General features: G+C 66.4%; 19 protein-coding genes and 1 riboswitch. Of the genes, 8 read left to right on the forward strand and 11 right to left on the reverse strand.

The features are described 5' to 3' along the window. Position 1: 1 nt before the first annotated feature. The 7 genes from gcvP to GM910_RS05010 form a co-directional block, all read right to left on the reverse strand. The gene (gene gcvP, locus GM910_RS04980; protein ID WP_425482652.1) at positions 2–2794 is read right to left on the reverse strand and encodes an aminomethyl-transferring glycine dehydrogenase; all 2793 of its coding nucleotides are present in this window, start codon (positions 2792–2794) and stop codon (positions 2–4) included. A gap of 17 nt (positions 2795–2811) precedes the next feature. Further along, a complete protein-coding gene (gene gcvH, locus GM910_RS04985; RefSeq protein ID WP_159586410.1) occupies positions 2812–3180 on the reverse strand; it encodes a glycine cleavage system protein GcvH in 369 nt (122 codons plus the stop codon). 5 nt (positions 3181–3185) lie between these two features. Then, positions 3186–4289, reverse strand: coding sequence for a glycine cleavage system aminomethyltransferase GcvT (gene gcvT, locus GM910_RS04990; RefSeq protein WP_159586411.1), 1104 nt, complete (start codon positions 4287–4289; stop codon positions 3186–3188). 148 nt (positions 4290–4437) lie between these two features. Next, a riboswitch (glycine riboswitch) is annotated at positions 4438–4526 on the reverse strand. 122 nt (positions 4527–4648) lie between these two features. Further along, positions 4649–4918, reverse strand: coding sequence for a type II toxin-antitoxin system RelE family toxin (locus GM910_RS04995; protein WP_159586412.1), 270 nt, complete (start codon positions 4916–4918; stop codon positions 4649–4651). Further along, positions 4902–5129: a type II toxin-antitoxin system RelB family antitoxin gene (relB, locus tag GM910_RS05000; protein WP_159586413.1), complete on the reverse strand. Its 228-nt coding sequence runs from the start codon at positions 5127–5129 to the stop codon at positions 4902–4904. Before relB ends, GM910_RS04995 begins: the two co-directional genes overlap by 17 nt. A 93-nt stretch (positions 5130–5222) precedes the next feature. Next, on the reverse strand, positions 5223–5618 hold the full coding sequence (locus GM910_RS05005) for a helix-turn-helix domain-containing protein (protein WP_159586414.1): 396 nt from the start codon (positions 5616–5618) through the stop codon (positions 5223–5225). Between the two features lie 191 nt (positions 5619–5809). Further along, positions 5810–6259, reverse strand: a complete 450-nt coding sequence (locus GM910_RS05010) for a YaiI/YqxD family protein (protein WP_159586415.1) — start codon at positions 6257–6259, stop codon at positions 5810–5812. A gap of 160 nt (positions 6260–6419) precedes the next feature. Between GM910_RS05010 and GM910_RS05015 the strand changes: the two genes are divergently transcribed. The 5 genes from GM910_RS05015 to GM910_RS05035 all read left to right on the forward strand — a co-directional run bounded on the left by GM910_RS05015 (position 6420) and on the right by GM910_RS05035 (position 14244). Beyond that, positions 6420–8435 carry an acetyl-CoA carboxylase biotin carboxylase subunit gene (locus GM910_RS05015; RefSeq protein WP_159586416.1) on the forward strand — a complete coding sequence of 672 codons (2016 nt, stop codon included), beginning with the start codon at positions 6420–6422 and terminating at the stop codon, positions 8433–8435. A gap of 1 nt (position 8436) precedes the next feature. Then, positions 8437–9120 carry an HAD hydrolase-like protein gene (locus GM910_RS05020; protein WP_159586417.1) on the forward strand — a complete coding sequence of 228 codons (684 nt, stop codon included), beginning with the start codon at positions 8437–8439 and terminating at the stop codon, positions 9118–9120. 133 nt (positions 9121–9253) lie between these two features. Then, positions 9254–9541: a GIY-YIG nuclease family protein gene (locus tag GM910_RS05025; protein ID WP_159586418.1), complete on the forward strand. Its 288-nt coding sequence runs from the start codon at positions 9254–9256 to the stop codon at positions 9539–9541. A 237-nt stretch (positions 9542–9778) separates the two neighbouring features. Continuing rightward, a complete protein-coding gene (gene dnaE, locus GM910_RS05030) occupies positions 9779–13297 on the forward strand; it encodes a DNA polymerase III subunit alpha (RefSeq protein WP_159586419.1) in 3519 nt (1172 codons plus the stop codon). A gap of 137 nt (positions 13298–13434) precedes the next feature. Next, complete coding sequence (locus GM910_RS05035) at positions 13435–14244, forward strand: hypothetical protein (protein ID WP_159586420.1); 810 nt, start codon at positions 13435–13437, stop codon at positions 14242–14244. A 187-nt stretch (positions 14245–14431) separates the two neighbouring features. On the opposite strand, the gene GM910_RS05040 is transcribed toward GM910_RS05035, so the two are convergent. After that, positions 14432–15742 (reverse strand): DNA polymerase IV, encoded by a 1311-nt coding sequence (locus tag GM910_RS05040; protein WP_159586421.1) that lies wholly within the window; start codon positions 15740–15742, stop codon positions 14432–14434. A gap of 75 nt (positions 15743–15817) precedes the next feature. Between GM910_RS05040 and GM910_RS05045 the strand changes: the two genes are divergently transcribed. Next, complete coding sequence (locus GM910_RS05045; RefSeq protein ID WP_159586422.1) at positions 15818–16393, forward strand: GNAT family N-acetyltransferase; 576 nt, start codon at positions 15818–15820, stop codon at positions 16391–16393. Positions 16394–16452: 59 nt separating this feature from the next. Here GM910_RS05045 and GM910_RS05050 read toward each other — a convergent pair whose 3' ends face one another. Then, on the reverse strand, positions 16453–16737 hold the full coding sequence (locus GM910_RS05050) for a DUF3572 domain-containing protein (protein WP_159586423.1): 285 nt from the start codon (positions 16735–16737) through the stop codon (positions 16453–16455). Between the two features lie 227 nt (positions 16738–16964). On the opposite strand from GM910_RS05050, the gene GM910_RS05055 reads away from it, so the two are divergent. Together GM910_RS05055 and GM910_RS05060 are read left to right on the forward strand one after the other, a co-directional pair. Next, positions 16965–17336, forward strand: coding sequence for a response regulator (locus GM910_RS05055; protein ID WP_159586424.1), 372 nt, complete (start codon positions 16965–16967; stop codon positions 17334–17336). 34 nt (positions 17337–17370) lie between these two features. Continuing rightward, complete coding sequence (locus GM910_RS05060) at positions 17371–18744, forward strand: PleD family two-component system response regulator (protein WP_159586425.1); 1374 nt, start codon at positions 17371–17373, stop codon at positions 18742–18744. Between the two features lie 389 nt (positions 18745–19133). On the opposite strand, the gene rpmG is transcribed toward GM910_RS05060, so the two are convergent. Then, positions 19134–19301, reverse strand: coding sequence for a 50S ribosomal protein L33 (rpmG, locus tag GM910_RS05065; RefSeq protein ID WP_159586426.1), 168 nt, complete (start codon positions 19299–19301; stop codon positions 19134–19136). Between the two features lie 131 nt (positions 19302–19432). Then, positions 19433–20173, reverse strand: coding sequence for an NUDIX hydrolase (locus tag GM910_RS05070; RefSeq protein WP_159586427.1), 741 nt, complete (start codon positions 20171–20173; stop codon positions 19433–19435). Positions 20174–20180 lie beyond the last annotated feature (7 nt).

The following is a 20180-nucleotide window of genomic DNA, read 5'->3' on the forward strand; positions in this document are numbered from 1 at the left end:
CTCAGCTCGCCAGCGCCTCCATAGGCGGGCAGGCGCACACCAGGTTGCGGTCGCCGGCCACGTTGTCGACACGGCTGACGGGCGGCCAGTATTTGGATGCGGCGTCCATGGAACCCGCCGGGAAGGCCGCCTCGGCGCGGCTGTAGGGATGCGTCCAGCGATCCGCCATCAATTCGCTTGCCGTGTGCGGGGCGTTGACGAGCGGGTTGTCCTCCTTCGGCCATTCGCCCTTTTCCACGCGGGCCGCTTCCCCGGCCATGGCGATCATCGCCTCGCAGAAGCGGTCGAGCTCGCTCTTGGGTTCCGATTCCGTCGGCTCCACCATCAGCGTGCCGGCCACCGGCCACGACATGGTGGGCGCATGGAAGCCGTAATCGATGAGGCGCTTGGCGATGTCCTCGACGGTGATGCCGGCGCGCTCCTTCAGGACGCGCGTATCGAGGATGCATTCATGCGCCACGCGGCCGTTGCGGCCCTTGTAGAGCACGGGATAGTGCGCCTTGAGCCGCTCTGCCACATAGTTGGCGTTGAGGATGGCGATCTCCGTCGCCCGCTTCAGCCCGTCGGCGCCCATCATGCGGATATACATCCAGGTGATCGGCAGGATCGACGCGCTGCCGAAGGGCGCGGCCGCCACCGCGTTTCCGGTGCCCAGCGCCGCATGCCCCGGGAGATAGGGCTGCAGATGCGCCTTCACGCCGATGGGGCCGATGCCCGGGCCGCCGCCGCCATGCGGGATGCAGAAGGTCTTGTGCAGGTTCATGTGGCAGACGTCGGCACCCAGATCCCCCGGCCTTGCAAGGCCCACCAGCGCGTTGAGGTTGGCCCCGTCGAGATAGACCTGCCCGCCGTGTTCGTGGATCACCGCGCACATGTCGCGCACGCCTTCCTCGAAGACGCCATGGGTGGAGGGGTAGGTGATCATCAGCGCGGCCAGCTTTTCGGCATGCACTTCCGCCTTTGCCTTCAGATCCTCCACATCGATATCGCCGTTCTCCGTGCAGCGCACGACGATGACCCGCATGCCGGCCATCGAGGCGGAAGCCGGGTTGGTGCCATGAGCGGAGGAGGGGATGAGGCAGACGTCGCGTCCCCCTTCGCCCCGTTCGGCATGGTAGCGGCGGATGGCCAGGAGCCCGGCATATTCGCCCTGGCTGCCGGCGTTGGGCTGCAGCGAGACGGCGTCGAAGCCGGTGATCTCGCCCAGCCACCCCTCCAGTTCCTCGATCATGCGGCGGTAGCCCGCAGTAAAGCTCTCGGGCGCGAAGGGGTGCAGCCCCGCCACCTCCGGCCAGCTCACCGGCATCATCTCGGCGGCCGCGTTCAGCTTCATGGTGCAGGAGCCGAGCGGGATCATCGCCCGGTCGAGCGCCAGGTCCTTGTCGGCCAGCCGCCGCAGGAAGCGCATCATCTGCGTTTCCGAGCGGTTCTCGTGGAAAACCGGCTGCGTCAGAAACGTCTTGCCGCGCGGCGCGGCAGGCGCGATGGCCTCCGCCTTATCTGGCACGGACGCGCCGAAGAGCGCGGCAACCGCCTTGAGATCGGCCTCGGTCGACGTCTCGTCGAAGGTGATGCCCAGCCGGTCCGCGTCGATCACCCGCAGCAGCCGGCCGCCTTTCTCCGCCTCTGCCGCGATCGCCCCGGCCTTGCCCTTTACGACAACCGTTACCGTGTCAAAAACTCTTTCACCAGAAACAGTTGCGCCAGCTTTCTTAAGCCCCGCATGAAGCCGTGAAGCCAGGCCGTGGACATGCCCTGCCACCGCCTTCAGCCCCTCCGGCCCATGCCAGATCGCATAGGCCGCCGCCATATTCGCAAGCAGCGCCTGCGCGGTGCAGATGTTGGAGGTCGCCTTGTCGCGGCGGATGTGCTGCTCGCGCGTCTGCAAGGCCAGCCGGTAGCCGGGGCGGCCGTGGGCGTCCGTCGACTGGCCGACCAGCCGCCCCGGCATCAGCCGCGTCAGCCGGTCGGAGACGGCGCAATAGGCCGCGTGCGGCCCGCCGAAACCCATCGGAACGCCGAAGCGCTGCATGGAGCCGACGGCGATCTCGGCGCCGAGTGCCGCCGGCGTGTCGCTCATGACGAGGCCCAGCGGATCGGCGACGAAGACGACGATGACGTCCTTCGCCTTGGCCTCGGCGATGATGGCCGAATGATCCTCGTAGACGCCGTAGGTGTCGGCCCACGGCACGATCAGCGCTGAGGTCTCCTCGTCCACCGTGCCGTTGCCGATCTCAAGGCCGAGCGGCTCGGCGCGGGTTTCCACCACGTCGCGGGTCTGCGGGTTGAGCGCCCCGGCGATCGAGACCTTGTTGCGCTTGCCGCGGTGGTGGCGCCAGGCGATGCCGACGGCCTCGGCCACGGCGGAAGCCTCGTCGAGCAGCGAAGCCGAGGCGACCGGCAGGCCCGTCAGCTCCGTCACCAGCGTCTGAAAGTGGAACAGCATCTCCAGCCGCCCCTGGCTGATCTCCGACTGGTAGGGCGTATAGGCGGTATACCAGGCGGGGTTCTCGAACATGTTGCGCTGGATGACGGGCGGCACGTGGCAGCCGTGATAGCCGGTGCCGATGAAGCTCTTCAGCACCCTGTTCTCGCGCATATGCGCGGAAAGCTCGGCCAGCGCCTCGGCCTCGCTCGCCGCACCCGGCAGGGCGAGCGGCCGGTCGAGGCGGATCGACTTCGGCACCGCTTGGGCAATCAGTGTCGCCACGGAAGGCACGCCGAGGGCGGCCAGCATGGTCTTCGTCTCGTCCTCGCGCGGGCCGATGTGGCGGGCAAAGAAAGGTTGTGTCATCTCGGACATATATGTTCCTAAGCAACGCTTTTCTTGTAGGCGGCCTCGTCCATCAGGCCGTCGAGCTGGCTTTCGTCGGAAAGCTTCATCTTCCACAGCCAGCCGTCGCCCATGGGTGCGGTGTTGACAAGGGAGGGATCGCTGGAAAGCGCCTCGTTGACCTCCGCCACCTCGCCGTCGGCGGGCGCGTAGACGTCGGAAGCGGCCTTCACCGATTCGACCACCACCGCCGTCTCGCCCTTGGCAAGGGCCTTGCCCGTCTCCGGCAGTTCGACGAACACCAGATCGCCAAGCTGCTCCTGCGCATAGTCGGTAATGCCGACCGTGGCCGTGCCGCCCTCGACGCGGATCCATTCGTGGTCTTCGGTGAAATAGGTCTTGCTCATACCTGTTATCCTTTGCGGTAGCGATGCGGCGTGAAGGGCAGGGAATGGACGTGAACGGGCACGCGGTTTCCGCGCACCTCGGCAAGAAGCGGTGTCCCGGCATCGGTGAGGGCCGTTGTGACGTAGCCCATGGCGACGGGATGGCCGGCCGAGGGGCCGAAACCGCCGGACGTCACGCGGCCGACGGTTTTCCCTTCCTCGTTCATAAGCCGCACGCCGGAGCGTACGGGTTGGCGGCCCTCGGGCTTCAGCCCGACGCGCCTTTCCTTCGCACCCTCGGCGATGATGCGGCGCAGGGCGTCGGCGCCGATAAAGCCGCCTTCCTCGCGCAGGCGCTTCGGGATCGCCCACAGGATCGCCGCGCTCGCCGGATCCGTCGTCTCGTCGATGTCCTGTCCGTGAAGGCAGAGCCCGGCCTCCAGCCGCAGGCTGTCGCGCGCCGCAAGGCCGATCCACTGGGCGCGCTCGTCGGCGAGGATCTTTTCGGCAAAGGCTTGCGCCTCCCCGAGCGGCAGCGCGATCTCGAATCCGTCCTCGCCCGTATAGCCCGAACGGGTGGCAAACCAGTCCTGGCGCGGCTCTGCGGCGGTCATGAAGGTGAGATCGCTGAGGTCCAGCCCCGCACCGATGAGAACGCCCTCCGCCTCGGGCCCCTGCAGCGCCAGGAACACGCGCTCGAGCGGCGTCACCGTGACTGCGAAACCATCGGCAACGGAGATGAGACGCGCTTCGTCTTTCGCCGCGTTGCCAGCGTTCGCCACCACCATGAAGCGCTCGGCGCCGAGGCGGGTGACGATCAGGTCGTCGATGATGCCGGCCCTTTCGTTGAGGAGCACGGTGTATTTCGACTTGCCCTCGCCAAGCCCCGCCGCATCCAGCGGGCAGGCACGCGACAGGAAGGCGGCCGCCTCAGCGCCCTCGACCGTAAAGAGCTGCATGTGGGAGATGTCGAACAGCCCCGCCTTCTCCCGCGTGTGAAGATGCTCCTTCATCACGCCCGTGGGATAGGTGAGCGGCATATGCCAGCCGGCAAAGGCGCCGAAGCGCGCTCCGGCTTCTTCATGCATCGCTTCAAGGGGCAGGTGCTTCTGGGTATCGCCGACGCTCATCATTCCTCCAAAGCTGCACGCATGCCGCTCGCGCGGCATGTCCGTGCCCCTCTGTCGGAAGCCTGAGAGACTCGCGCGGCCGGAACTCTGTCGGCAACGCTTACACCTTCGGCGCGGGGCGCATATGCCCCGACTTTCCAGAGTGTCTGACCCGTCTACGGTTCTTTATGCCTGAGAGATTTCGGGCGATTTCCCCTTCGGCGGCAGCAACGCGCTGCTCTCTCCCGCAGACTGGCAGGGCCATTGGCCCTCGACGACGCTATACCTAGCGCAAGCGTGGCGCCTTGTCACGTGCTGGGATCGGCGGCGTCAGCATAGCTGTGCAGAACAGAACTCTCTCGCCCGGCTGCGAACAGATTCTACCGATAAACATCCCGGCGATGCCCGATCTGCAGGACGAGCACCACGAGCCGATGGTCCTGAATGTCGCAGATGATTCGGTGGTCGCCCACCCGGTAGCGCCAGAAACTGCCAAGCTTCGAGCCTTGCAATGCAGTTCCCAATTTCCGTGGATCATCGAGCTGTGCAACGCGCTCTTCCAAGAAATTCCTTATGCGGTGGCGGGTCTGCGAGTCGAACTTTCTTACGACTTTGCGTACGGCAATATCGTACTCAATCGTCCAGTTCACGCCAGAACTCTTCTGCGCTTGCGATCCTGGACTCTCCCCGTCTCAGGCGCTCCAGCGCCTGCTCGGCCAGATAGATATCTTCCATATCCTCTATATGCTGCTCGATGGCCTCGCGTATGTAGTAGGCCGCCGTGCGGCCCGTTCTTTCCGAAAGCGCCCGCAACCGTTCATAGGTTTCGTCGGGAAGCCTGACCGCTGTCTGCTTGCTCATCGTCGCCGCCTTGGCTGGGGATGCGTGTATCCCATATAAGTGTTTTCGGCCCCGGAATCCAATGCATTCAGCGGTTTCCGGCGAAACACCCTGTCATTTCTCGGCCGCTGGGCCGGACAAAGCCCGCGTCAGGTCTTCCTCGATCTGCGTGATGACGCGGGCCGATTCGGTATGCAGGCGGCGCAGGCGCTTGAGATTCGCGGCAACCGCCTGCACCAGCTCCGAGCGGCTCTCGTCCGCTGGCGAGGTGCCGACGCCGTGCAGGAGCCAGGACAGGCTGACATTGAGGACGCCCGCCAGCATGGCCAGCCGGTTGGCGCGCGGTTGCGAACGGTCGGTCTCCCACGCCTGGATGGTCGACGTCTTCACGCCGAGGCGGCGGGCGAGTTCGGCCACCGTGAGGCCGGCGGCATCGCGAGCGCGCGACAGGCGCCCGCCCATCGTGTCGAGGTCGCGGGCCTCGGAATAGATATGTGCGGTGTCGGACACCGGGGCGTTCCTCCTTGTGTGAACTGGATCACGCCGCAGGGGATGCGGGCGAGGGAGGCTTAAAGCATGAAGGAGGCAGCCGGCGATAACAACCGGGCACGGCAAATTCTTCCATGAGCATAAAAAGGCATTTTATATCAATATCCTGCGCCTGAATCCTGAAGTCCAGCGCGCGATAAGCGCGCCGGCGCCTAACGATTCAGCGCCCGCCGCACGGCCATATCCAGCGCCTGCAGGAAGGCCGAGCGGTCCCTTGCCGTGAAACCGGCGTTATAGCCTTTGATCTCGCCTGCCTCGCGCAGATCCTGCTTCAGGTTGCGCATGGCCACGTCCATGCCGATGGTCTGCCGCGTGAAGGCGCGGCCCGTCGGTCCGAGCACCTGCAGGCCCCTCTCCACCAGCCGGGCGGCCAGCGGCACGTCGGCGGTGATCCCGATATCGCCGGCGGCGGCATTCTCGGCGATCCAGTCGTCCGCCGCGTCGGCCTTGCCCGGCACCACCACGTGGCGGATCATCGGGTCGCGCGAGGGGCGCAGGCCGCCATTGGAGACGAAGACCACGGCAACGCCGTGCCGCTCCGCCACACGCGTCACCTCCGCCTTCACCGGGCAGGCATCGGCATCGACATAGATCGCGGGCAATCGTTCAACCTCAAAAGAGCATCACGCTTGGCCGAACGTTTTTCAGGAATCGCACAGCCATGCAAGTCTGCCCATACGGCCCACAGGCTTCGGCGAACCATGCCTTGAGCCCTCCCGCACAACCTCATACAAGGAAAAGATTGCCGGGGGAAACGTCCGCATGTTCAAGAAGATACTGATCGCCAACCGGGGGGAGATCGCCTGCCGCGTCATGAGGACGGCGCAAAGGATGGGCATCGCCACCGTCGCCGTCTATTCGGAAGCAGATGCCGACGCGGTGCATGTGGAGATGGCGGACGAGGCGGTGGCCATCGGCCCGGCGGCGGCCAGCCAAAGCTATCTCTCCACCGAGCGCATTCTCGCCGCCTGCCGTGAGACGGGGGCCGAAGCCGTGCATCCGGGCTACGGCTTCCTGTCGGAGAACGCCGATTTCTGCGAGACGCTGGAGGCGGCGGGGTTCGTCTTCATCGGCCCGAAGCCCAAGGCGATCCGCGCCATGGGCGACAAGATCACGTCCAAGAAAATAGCCGCGGAGGCCGGCGTCTCCACCGTCCCCGGCTTCATGGGGCTGATCGAGGACGCCGACCACGCGGCGAAGATCGCCGCCGGTATCGGCTACCCGGTAATGCTCAAGGCGTCTGCCGGCGGCGGCGGCAAGGGCATGCGCGTCGCCTTTAACGAGCAGGAAGCGCGCGACGGCTTCGCGCGCGCCAAGTCGGAAGCCGCAAGCTCCTTCGGCGACGACCGCATCTTCATCGAAAAATTCATCGAGGAGCCGCGCCACATCGAGATCCAGGTCCTGGGCGATGCGTTCGGCCACTCAATCCATCTCGGCGAGCGCGAGTGCTCCATCCAGCGGCGCAACCAGAAGATCATCGAGGAGGCGCCGTCGCCCTTTCTCGACGAGGCGACGCGCCAGGCGATGGGCGCCGAGGCCGTGGCGCTGGCCAAGGCCGTCGACTACCAGGGCGCCGGCACCGTGGAATTCATCGTCGACAAGGACCGCAACTTCTACTTCCTGGAGATGAACACGCGCCTTCAGGTCGAGCATCCGGTGACCGAGCTCGTCACCGGCATCGATCTCGTGGAGGAGATGATCCGCATCGCCGCCGGCGAAAAGCTGCGCATCGCGCAAGGCGAGGTGAAGCTCACCGGCTGGGCCGTCGAAAGCCGGCTCTACGCGGAAGACCCGGTGCGCAATTTCCTGCCCTCCATCGGCCGTCTCGCGCGCTACCGCCCGCCCGAGGAGCAGCGGCGGGGCGATATCGTCGTGCGCAACGACACGGGCGTCGCCGAAGGCCTGGAAATCTCCATGTTCTACGACCCGATGATCGCCAAGCTCGTCACATGGGCGCCGGACCGATTGGCCGCGATCGATGCCATGTCCGACGCGCTCGACCGCTTCGTGATCGACGGCATCGAGCACAACATCCCTTTTCTGGCCGCCATCATGCGCCATCCGCGCTGGCGCGAGGGGCGGCTTTCCACCGGCTTCATCGCCGAGGAATATCCGCAAGGCTTCGCGCCGCCCCCGCCGTCGGAGGACGAGCGCGCGGTCCTGTGCGCCGTGGCATTGGCGGTCGAGCTCCTGCGCCGCGACCGGCTCGACCGGCTGCCCGGCCGCCTCCGCCCCCATTCCGGCAAGATCGCGCGCCAGTGGATGGTGCGGCTTGGCGAAGACGACTATGTGCCCGTTGCCATCGCGGAAGGCGCCATCGCCGTCCCGACGGAGCTGAAGGTGAGTATCGGGGAGGGGGCAATCCTCGATGTCCTCTCCTCCTGGCGGCCCGGCGAGCCCATCTGGCGCGGCAGCATCAGTGGGCGCGAGGTCGCCGTCCAGGTGCGTCCCGTGCTGGGCGGCGTCCGGCTTTCCTGGCAGGGCGTGGCGGCGACCGCGCATGTCATGCCGCCGCGCATTGCCGAGCTCGACCGTCTGATGCCCGTGCGCAAGGCGCCCGACACCTCGAAAATGCTTCTTTGCCCGATGCCCGGCCTCGTCGTCTCCATCGCCGTGAGCGAGGGCCAGGAGGTGAAGGCGGGGGAGATCCTGGCCGTCGTCGAGGCGATGAAGATGGAAAACGTGCTGCGCGCCGAGCGCGACTGCACCGTCGCCTCGGTCAACGCCGCGCCCGGCGACAGCCTCGCCGTCGATGCCGTCATCATGGAGTTTGCCTGACATGCAATCCCGACAAGAACGCCCGGCGGTCCTGTTCGACCTCGACGGGACGCTGACGGACCCGTTTGTCGGCATCACCGGCTCTCTGCGCCACGTGATGGAGAAGATGGGCCGCACCGCCCCCGCCGCCGAGGATCTGCGCGCCTGCATCGGCCCGCCCATCCAGGACACCTTCGCAAGGCTCCTTGAGACCGCCGACGAGGCCCTTGTGTGGGCGGCCGTCGGCCACTACCGGCAGCGCTACGGCGAAGTCGGCAAGTTCGAGAACAAGGTCATCCCCGGTATTCCCGAGGCGCTGGCGCGCTGCGTGGACGCCGGCTTCTTCCTATCCGTGGCCACCTCCAAGGTGGAAACCTACACCGGCGACATCCTCGACCACTTCGATCTTGCCCGCTTCTTCGACGCCGTGCACGGCTCCGCCCTCGACGGCACCAACGCCGAAAAGGCCGACCTGATCCGCCACATCCTCGATGTCGAGCCGGTGGACCCCACCCGCACCGTCATGATCGGCGACCGCTCCCACGACATCGTCGGCGCAAAGGCCAACGCCCTCCCGGCGATCGGCGTCCTGTGGGGCTTCGGCGAACGCGCCGAGCTGACCGACGCCGGCGCCGCCGAGATCGTCACGCACCCGCACGAGCTGTCGGGCGCAATCGGCAACCTGCTTACGCCGCTGCCGGCATAGAACCGAGGCGCAAGCCGCAGCCGTTGGGCATGCGCGATTGCGTTCCGGAATGGGTCCCGGACAGCCTCCGCTCCGCTCCGGCTTCCGGGATGATGCGGGATTGTTTTCGCTGCATACTCGCTTCTGGGGGCTGATGAGCGGTTATGTCTACATCCTTGCGTCGAAGAAGAATGGCACCTTGTATACCGGTGTTACGGCAGATCTCGGCCGGCGGGTTTGGGAGCACAAGCAAGGGCTGACAAGAGGTTTCACCTCGCGTTACGGCGTCGTGCGGCTAGTATGGTATCAGGCGTTCTTTGAGATCGGTGATGCCATAATCTTTGAAAAGAGGATCAAGAAGTGGCGACGCGCCTGGAAGATAAGGCTAATTGAGGAGATGAATCCTGATTGGCGCGAACTCTACGTCGGAATGGGCTGGTAGTAAAATTGGCAGTGACGACTGCTGTGCCTTTCGCAACTGGCAAATAACTAACACGCGCGTCATCCCGGAAGCCGGAGCGAAGCGGAGGCTGTCCGGGACCCATTCCGGAGCCTTGCCGCAGACCCCGACCATCCAACACCCCTCCTGTGACCAACCGCATCTTCGACTCGACCTCCGCAACACGATCCGAAAGAATGCCCCCGCGAGAGAAACTGAGTCCCACCGGTGCGGAGCGACATGGCAACCGACAGGCGACAGCGCGACCCGATCCTGCTGGAAGCGGAGCGCGAGAAGCGACGGCCGGAGCGTCCGTTCATCCATCTGCGCGTGCATTCGGCCTATTCGCTGCTCGAAGGCGCCCTGCCGCTCGGCAAGATCATCGGCCATGCCGTCGACGACGAGGCGCCGGCCATCGCCGTCACCGACACCAACAACCTCTTCGGCGCCCTGGAGTTCGCCCAGAAGGCGGTGAAGGAGGGCGTGCAGCCGATCATCGGCTGCCAGCTCGCCGTCGCCTTCGAGGATGCGCTCAGCGAGGCGCGGCGCGCGAACGGCCGCAAGGCCGTCGCCGAATACGAGCCGCTGGTGCTGATCGCGGCGAACGAGACCGGCTATACGAACCTCGTCCGCCTCGTCAGCCGCGCCTATCTCGACAACGAGGCGGGCACCGCCGTCCATGTGGCCGCCGACTGGCTTGCCGAGCATAGCGACGGCATCATCTGCCTCACCGGCGGCCCGCGCGGCCCGGTGGGGGCGGCGTTCAAGGCCGAGCGCCCGGAGGTGGCCGAGGCGCGTCTTTCCTTCCTGAAGGAGACCTACGGCGACCGGCTCTACGTCGAATTGGAGCGCCTCGAAGGCTACGACCGCGCGCTTGAAGCGGCAACCGTCGAACTTGCCTTTCGGCGCGACCTGCCGCTGGTCGCCACCAACGAGGCCTTCTTCCCCGCGCGCGACGATTTCGAGGCCCACGACGCGCTGATCGCCATCGCCGAGGGCGCCGTCATCGCCATGGACGACCGCCGCCGCCTCACGCCCGACAATCACCTGAAGGGCCAGGCCGAGATGGCAAGGCTCTTCGCCGATCTGCCCGAAGCGGTCGACAACACGGTCGAGATCGCGCTGCGCTGCTCCTACTACCCGAAGACCCGCGACCCCATCCTGCCGCGCTTTGCCGGCGGCGACACCGAGGATGCCGAGGCCGCGCTGAAGGCGGAGGCCGACGAGCTGCGCCGCCAGGCGCGCGAAGGCCTGGAGATGCGGCTCGCCACGCAAGGGCTGGCCGAAGGCCACGCCCGCGAGGAATATGTCGAGCGCCTGGAACACGAGCTCGGCATCATCGAGCGCATGAAGTATCCCGGCTACTTCCTCATCGTTGCCGACTTCATCAAGTGGGCCAAGGCTAAAAGTATCCCCGTCGGCCCCGGCCGCGGTTCGGGCGCCGGCTCCCTCGTCGCCTACGCCCTCACCATCACCGACGTCGACCCGCTTCGCTTCTCCCTGCTCTTCGAGCGCTTCCTGAACCCCGACCGCGTGTCGATGCCCGACTTCGACATCGACTTCTGCCAGGACCGCCGCGACGAGGTGATCCGCTACGTGCAGGAGAAATACGGCCGCGACCAGGTGGCCCAGATCATCACCTTCGGAACGCTGCAGGCCCGCGCCGTCCTCCGCGACGTAGGTCGCGTATTACAAATGCCCTACGGCCAGGTCGACCGCCTGTGCAAGATGGTGCCCTCCAACCCGGCCAACCCGACGCCGCTCGGCAAGGCGATCGAGGACGAGCCGCGCTTCGCCGAGGAGGTGGAGAAGGAGCCGATCGTCGGCCAGTTGCTGGAGATCGCCCAGAAGCTCGAAGGCCTCTACCGCCACGCCTCCACCCACGCCGCCGGCATCGTCATCGGCGACCGGCCGCTCTGGGAACTGGTGCCCATGTACCGCGACCCGCGCTCCGACATGCCGGTCACCCAATTCAACATGAAGAAGGTCGAGGATGCGGGCCTCGTCAAGTTCGACTTCCTCGGCCTGAAAACGCTCACGGTGCTCGAAAAGGCGGTAAAGCTCATCCGTCGCCGCGGTATCGAGATCGACCTGTCGAAGATCCCCCTCGACGATGCGGAAACCTACGCCATGCTGTCGCGCGGCGAGACGGTCGGCGTCTTCCAGGTTGAAAGTGCGGGCATGCGCAAGGCGCTGATCGGCATGAAGCCCGACCGCATCGAGGACATCATCGCCCTTGTTGCGCTGTACCGCCCCGGCCCGATGGAGAACATCCCCACCTACAACGCCCGCAAGCACGGCGAGGAGGAGACCGCCTCCATCCACCCGAAGATCGACCACCTGGTGAAGGAGACGCAAGGCGTCATCGTCTACCAGGAGCAGGTGATGCAGATCGCCCAGGAGCTTTCGGGCTACTCCCTCGGCGAAGCCGACCTCCTGCGCCGCGCCATGGGCAAGAAGATCCGCGCCGAGATGGACCAGCAGCGCGTGCGCTTCGTCGAGGGCGCCGTCGAGCGCGGCCTGGAGAAGGCGCAGGCCGATTTCATCTTCGATCTTCTCGCCAAGTTCGCCGACTACGGCTTCAACAAGTCGCACGCCGCCGCCTACGCCATCGTCTCCTACCAGACGGCCTATCTGAAGGCGCATTACCCGGTCGAGTTCCTGGCCGCGTCCATGACCTACGACATGGCCAACTCGGACAAGCTCAACGATTTCCGGCGCGACGCCATGCGCCTCGGCATCGAGGTCGTGCTGCCCTCGGTCTTGACCAGCTACCGCGATTTCGAGGTGGGCGAGAACCGCATCTACTATTCGCTTGCCGCCATCAAGGGCGCCGGCGATGCCGCCGTGGAGCACATCGTCGAGAAGCGCAACGAGAAACCCTTCGAAAACCTCGAGGATTTCTGCGCCCGCGTCGATCCCCGCATCGTCGGCAAGCGCGTTCTGGAAAGCCTCATTTGCGCCGGCGCCTTCGATTGTTTCGGCCACGACCGCGCCGCCCTCTTTTCCGGCGTCGACCGCCTGATGGGCATGGCGGCGCGGGCGGCCGAGGACGCGGCGATGGGGCAGGGGGATATCTTCGGCCTCGCCGCGATGGAGCCGCAGAAGCTTCACCTGCCGGCCTGCGAGCCCTGGCTGCCGGCCGAAAAACTGCACCGCGAGTTCCAGGTCGTCGGCTGCTACCTCTCCGCCCATCCGCTGGACGACTATCTGCCGACGCTCGAGAAGATGCGGGTGCAGAGCTGGTCCGCCTTCCAGGCCGCCGTCAAGCACGGCGCCACCGCCGGCCGCCTCGCCGGCACGGTGACGACCAGGCAGGAGCGCAAGACCCGCACCGGCAACAAGATGGGCATCGTCCAGTTCTCCGATGCCACCGGCCAGTACGAGGCCGTGCTCTTCTCCGAAACCCTCCACCAGTACCGCGACCTTCTGGAGCCGGGCAGTTCGGTCGTCATCATGGTCTCCGCCGAGGACCGCCCGGAGGGCGTGAACCTGCGCATCCAGACCGTCCAGTCGCTGGAGGAAGAGGCAAGCCGCATGCAGAAGGCGCTGCGCGTCTACCTGCGCGACGCCGCCCCCCTCAGTGCCATCTCCTCCCAGCTCAAGGGCCGCGGCGAGGGCCAGGTAAGCCTCATCGTCATCAAGGAAGGCGGGCAGGGCGAGGTCGAGATCGGCCTGCCCGACCGCTACCGCATCTCCCCCCAACTCGCCGCCGCCATGCGCGCCGTGCCGGGGGTGGTGGACGTGGAGCTGGTCTGAGACCGGCGCGGGAGCGGCGGGAAATGTCCCGGCGGGTGTTGCATGCTTGTCAGCATCTGTCAGGAATGTTTTCCTATCTCCATTCACGCCCCTCCCGACCCATGCGATAATCCGCCGCCTGAAGAATGGAGGCGGCGATGGACGGACGGGCAGCAATCGAGCAAGATCGCGAGGCGCTGAAGCGCATCGTCGCTTCCCTCGTGGCCATGGCCGGGCCGGCCGTGGGTCCTCATCCCGAGGCGCGGGCCGAGGGCGAGCCGCGAAAGACCCTGCCCCGCCATCTCTGGCGCGCCATCCTCAGCCTGCTGCGCCCGACTGAGGCCGCCGCGCGGCGGCTGGTCATCGCCGCCGCGCGCGGTCTGGTCGTCTGTCTGCCGCCCCCGCGCAAGCCGAAACCCGCAAGCCCGGCGCCGCTCCTGCGCAGCCTCGGCATCGCCGTGATGGCCTCGCCCGCCGACCTGTCCGCCGCAGCGCGCAGAGCGAGGGCGGAAGCGAGGCGGGCCGCCGCTCCCGCCCGTCCGCGAAGCTTGAGCCTGCCGCTCTTCGACCCGTTGCCGCATACCCCGACGCAGGGCCGCCATGGGCCGGCGCGCGCCGTCCCGCGCATCCTGTTTCCCGGCGTCATCGAGCCGTCTGCCCTCCCGCAGCCGCCCTCCCGCGATGATCCCGTCAGCGCCGCGCGTCTTGGCCAGCGCCTCGCGGCACTGCTTGCTGCCCTTGACGATCTGCCGGGGCAGGCCAGGCGCTTTGCCCGCTGGAAGGCGCGCCGCGATCTGGGGCTTACGCGCCGCACCGCACCGCTGCGCGGCGGCCGGCCGCCCGGCGGCCGGCTGTCCCGCTTCGACCCGTCCGAAATCCGCCCTCGCAACATCCGCGAGGTCGACGAGATCCTCGCGCACGCCCATTCGCTGGCCCTCTATGCGCTGGAGAGCCCCGATACCTCATGACGCGTGGGCCGCGCGCCGGCTTTCGGCGGAGCATTTCAACGAGCTTAGAGGCCAGACGGCGTGAAAAACCGGGCGTGGTAAGGATGAAACGCGCCCTCACTTTCCTGGAAGCGCAGAGAGGAGCAATCGCCATGCCCTGCCGGGCAGTCGCATATGGGCATTTTTGCAGGCTTCGCCGTTCCCCGCGCTACTCGCCCCCATCCCGCTGCGGCCGCGCCCTTTTCGCCCGGCCGAACGTATAGCCCGTCTCCACCGCCTCGCGCCCGTATTTCTCCCGCAGGCTGTCGATCGCCCCTTCGGCGAGCGCCCGCTTGTGCGACAGATGGTCGACGAGATCCGGCGGGTCGGCCTTGGCCGCCTCGGTCAGGTCGGCGACGCCGATGCCGATGAGGCGGAAGCGGGTGCCGTCGGCCTCGCGCTTCAGCATGTCGAGGCCGGTGTGGAAGATGCGGTCGGCAAGCCGCGTCGGGTCGCCCAGTTGCCGGTTGCGCGTGCGGATGCGGAAGTCCGCGGTCTTCAGCTTCAGGACCACGGTGCGCCCGGCGATCTCCGCCTTCTTCAGCCGCGCCGAGACACGCTCCGACAAAGCCCTCAGCACCGGCACCAGCTCCTCGAAGGCGGCGATGTCCTTGTCGAAGGTGGTCTCCGACGACACGCTCTTCGCCTCGCCGCGCGGCTCCACGGTGCGTGTGTCCATGCCGCGCGACAGCCGGTAGAGCCGGTCGCCCATCGTGCCGTAACGGCGCATGAGGTCGGCGCGCTCCATGCGCTGCAGCTGGTCGATGGTGCGGATGCCGTCATTGGCCAGCGTCGCCGCGAAGGCCTTGCCGACGCCCCAGATGATCGTCACGGGCTGCGCGGCCAGGAAGGAGAGCGCCTCGGCGCGGCCGATGACGGAGAAGCCGCGCGGCTTGTTCATATCGGAGGCCACCTTGGCGAGAAACTTGCAGTAGGAGAGGCCGACGGAGACGGTGATCCCGATCTCGTCCTCGACCTGTCTTGCGAAGCGGGCAAGCACGAAGGCCGGCTCCGCCCCGTGCAGCCGCTCCGTACCGGAAAGGTCCAGGAAGGCCTCGTCGATGGACAGAGGCTCCACCAGCGGGGTCAGCGCCAGCATCATCTCCCGCACCTGGCGCCCGACGCGTGCGTATTTCTCCATGTCCGGCTTGATGACGATGGCCTCGGGACAGGCCTCCAGCGCCTTGAACATGGGCATCGCCGAGCGCACGCCGTTGATGCGGGCGATGTAGCAGCAGGTGGAGACGACGCCGCGCTTGCCCCCGCCGATGATCACCGGCTTGTCGCGCAGGGCCGGGTTGTCGCGCTTTTCCACCGCCGCATAGAAGGCGTCGCAGTCGATATGGGCGAGCGGAAGGGCGCCGAGTTCCTCGTGATGGAGCACGCGCGGGCTGGCGCACGCCCCACAGCGGCGTTCCCCCGAACCGGCACGGGAGAGGCAGTCGCGGCAAATGCCGTGCACGGAAGCGTTGACAGCCATGGCAGCTTATGAGAACACAAAGGGAACAGAATAATAGAGCAACGCGCACGCCAGCACAAGCAGAGGAGAGGGAGCGTGACGGTTTCCATCGTCCCGTTGACGCCGGAGCTTTGGCCGGCTTTCGAGGATTTGTTCGGCAAGCATGGTGCCTGCTACGGCTGCTGGTGCACCCATTTCCGCCTGCCGCCGGCGGTGCGGCGGGAAAACGACCGCCAGCGCAACAAGGACCATATCCGTGAGCGGGTGGAGGCGGGGCCGCCGCCGGGGCTTTTGCTGCTCGATCACGAGAGAGCGGACGGCTGGATGCAGATCGGCCCGCGCCTCGACGTGCCGGAGTGGAACAATCGCGGCCGCGTCTCCGCGCCTGTGGACGACGCGCCGGCGGACGACCCGGCCGTATGGGCCATCTCCTGCTTCTTCATCCGCACGAGCGCCCGCGGACGCGGACACACCCACGCGCTGGTGCGCGCCGGCATCGATTTCGCCCGCGCGGAAGGCGCGCGCGTTCTCGAAGCCTGCCCGATGACGCAATCCAGGGATTCGCGCTCCATCGGCCTTTTCGTCGGCTCGCGCCGCGTTTTCGACAAGGCGGGGTTCAGCGAGGTGATCGAACGCAAGATAGGCCGGCCCCTGATGCGGCTGGCGCTGTGAGCGCGGCCGTTGCCAGAACAATTCCAGGAAAAGCGGAGATGAACGGATCTAGACCGCGGTCAGGGCTGGATATCCCAGTCCCCCTCGCCGAGGGGAAGTTGCCTGTGCGCGGCCGCCACGTCCTGCGGCGGCACGCCGCCTTGCTCGCTGAAGGCGAGGAGCGTGGGCTCGTGCGCGAGCACGAACTGCAGCACCCCGGCGAGGAAGCCCGGCTCGTTCGCCGCCTGCCGGATTTGCCCGACCTCGATGCCCGTCAGCGCCAGGAAGCGGGGCAGAAGCTCCGCATCGGAAGCGATGAAGGAGAGCGCCTGAATGGCGATCGCTTCGGCCTGTTCGTGGTGCATGGGAGCGCGTCCTCGATCTTCTTGAAAGGTTCGCCGATGCGATAATGGCAAAGACGGAGCGGCGCAAGCGGCGACGAAAAGCGGGCATTCCCGCTTGAACCGATCAATTCAGAAAGGATACTTTTTCTTTTCGTAAAGCAAATCATGCCATAAAGCGGTGGGGACACCGGCAAAAGCGCCCGCACCAGCCTTGGCGGGAAGGGGCGTGCCAGCGGTATGGGGGTCCAATGCCGAAAAAGGTCATGATCGTCGAGGACAACGAGCTCAACATGAAGCTCTTCCGCGACCTTATTGAGGCCAGCGGCTACGAGACCGTGCGCACGCGCAACGGCCTGCAGGCGCTGGATCTGGCGCGCGATCACCGCCCCGACCTCATTCTCATGGACATTCAGCTTCCCGAAGTCTCGGGCCTGGAAGTCACCAAATGGCTGAAGGAGGACGACGAACTGCATTCCATTCCCGTCATCGCCGTCACGGCCTTTGCCATGAAGGGGGATGAGGAGCGCATCCGCCAGGGCGGCTGCGAGGCCTATATCTCGAAGCCGATCTCGGTGACCAATTTTATCGACACCATCAAATCCTACCTCGGTGACGCGTGATGAATGCGGCGGGAAAGTACAGTCGGAGGCGGCCATGACAGCCCGCATCCTCGTCGTCGACGACATCGCCGCAAATCTGCGGCTGCTCGAAGCGCGGCTTCTGGCCGAGTACTACGAGGTGGTGACGGCGCGCTCCGGCCAGGACGCCATCGAGATCTGCGAGTGCAGCAAGGTCGACGTGGTGCTGCTCGACGTCATGATGCCGGGTATGGATGGCTTCGAGGTCTGCCGCCGCCTGAAATCCGATCCGGCGACCACGCATATTCCCGTTATCATGGTCACGGCGCTCGGCCAGCCGGCCGACCGCGTCCGCGGGCTTGAGGCCGGCGCCGACGACTTTCTTACCAAACCGGCGAAAGACCTGCAGCTTCTCACAAGGGTGAAAAGCCTGGTCCGGCTGAAGGCGCTGACGGACGAATTGCGCCTGCGCGCCGCCACGACGCGCAACATCGGCATCGAGCAGCTCCTCGAGAAGAAGAGCGGCGACGCCGAGGAGACGCCGAGCGTGCTCCTGTTGGATGACGATGCCGCCACCGGGCGGCGCATCAAGCGGCTCTTGCAGGGCACTTTCGACGTCGACGTGGCGGAGGAGCCGCAGGCCGGTCTCCGCCGGGCGGTCGAGGGCGCCTATGAGTGCATCATGGTGTCCACGGGCTTTGCCGACTACGACCCGCTGCGGCTTTGCTCGCAGCTCCGCGCGATCGAATCGACGCGCCTGGTGCCCATCGTTCTTTTGGCGGGCGAGGGCGATGAGGAGCGCATCGTCCGCGGGCTGGAGCTCGCGGTGAACGACTACGTTCTGCGCCCGGTCGAGCGCCAGGAACTGATCGCCCGCCTGCGCACCCAGATCCGGCGCAAGCGCTACAACGACAGCTTGCGCTCCAGTGTCGCGCAAACGGTGGAAATGGCGGTCACCGATCCGCTGACGGGCCTGCACAACCGGCGCTATCTCGACAGCCATCTGCAGAGCCTGTTCGACCGCTCGACGGCGCGCAAGCGGCCGCTTTCCATCATGATGGCCGACATCGACCGCTTCAAATCCATCAACGACACCTTTGGGCACGATGCCGGAGACACTATCCTCAAGGCGTTTGCCGGGCGGCTGCGCAAGAACCTGCGCGGCATCGACCTCGTTTGCCGTTACGGTGGTGAGGAGTTCGTCGTCGTCATGCCGGACACCGAACTCGTCGTGGCGGAGAAGGTGGCCGAGCGTATCCGCGCCGAGATTGCCAGCGGACCGTTCCCGAGCGGCCAGGGCGATCACGCGATCGACGTCACCGCAAGCCTCGGCGTCGCCTCCACGAGGATGCCGGGAGACACGGTGGGGGCGCTGATGAAGCGGGCCGATCTCGCGCTCTACGAAGCCAAGACACGGGGGCGCAACCGCGTGGTCGCGCCGGCAGCCTGAACCCGTCCCGTATGGTTACGCGTTTACCCTAACGAGAATCAATCGATCACGATGGTTAAGTAAGTGTTGATTTTCTTGAGTACTTGCGCGAGTGTCGCAACCGATGGTGGACGAACCGCTCGTGGGGACAGGCGGTTACGTCCTTCTGATACCCCATGATGCTCAGGTCCGCCGCATCTCCTGGGTCCGTGGGGTTGGCCGGCCGGCGCTGGCGTAAGTGGCCTCCTCGTACCGCTGCCAGATCGCCGACCGGCCCCCATTTCCCTACAACGGATACGGGTAATCGATTGTCAGCCGGCTCATGCACGGGCCATGCCTCCATACAAAATCTGCACAATGAAAAACGGCGCCCGATGGGCGCCGCCTGCATGCATGGAGGGCAGCGGAAGCTACTTGATCTTCGCTTCCTTGAATTCGACGTGCTTACGCGCCACCGGGTCGTATTTGCGCTTGGTCATCTTCTCCGTCATCGTGCGGCTGTTCTTCTTGGCGACGTAGAAGTAGCCCGTGTCTGCCGTCGACTGGAGTTTGATCTTGATGGTCGTGGCCTTGGCCATGGCATTCGTCCGTTTCTGGTGATGAAGATGGCGGCCCGTCGACGGTCGCGGCAGGGCGCGCGGAAAACTCGCCGGACACATAAAGACAATGCCCGGAATGTCAAGTGCGCAGGGAGAGAGGGCCGCCGTTCCTACAGCATCACGCGCACGAACCGGTTCGCCCGCATGAAATAGAAAGGCACCGGGCCGCCCGGTGAAAGCCCGGGGTCGGCGGCAAGGCGCTTGTCCAGGTCATCGAGCACGGTGCGGGTGATGGTGGGGACCTCGGCCTGCATGGCTTCGCCGATCGGCAGCCAGACGATCTCCTCCAACTCGTCCGTCGGCCCGCCGTCGGCAAGCTCCACTGCAACCTCATCGCGCCAGGCGGCGAGGAACCGCGTGTCGAAGCGGCGCACGCGGCCGGGCGGGGTGATGGCGCGGGCGATGTAGCGCAACCCGTCGAGCGAGGGTTTTATGCCGTGGTCGGCGAAACCCTGCCAGTGCCGGTTTTTTGTCGAGAAGGCCCCCTTGCGCCCGATGAGGAGGCCCGCTTCCTCAAACGTCTCGCGCAGGGCCGAGAGCGCGATGGCACGGGCGCGCGCGGCGGTAGCGCGGGCCCCGAGGCCGATCAGCTTGGCCTCTTCGTCCGGGTGCAGCGGCCGGGCGACGGGAACGCGGCTGTCCGTCGGGTCCGTGCGGCCACCGGGGAAGACGAAGCGGCCGGGCATGAAGGCGTGGCGGCGGTGCCGGCGGCCCATCAGCACGAAAGGCTTACCCGCGCGCCGCTCGATGACGATGAGCGTGGCGGCGTCGCGCGGCCGCATGGGCCGGCCGCCAAGGGAGAAATCGCGCGATTCGGCGGCGTCGACCTCGGCTCGCGTCATCCCCTCCATGCGCGCC

Source organism: Chelativorans xinjiangensis (assembly GCF_009812055.1).
Classification (GTDB): Bacteria; Pseudomonadota; Alphaproteobacteria; order Rhizobiales; family Rhizobiaceae; genus Chelativorans; species Chelativorans xinjiangense.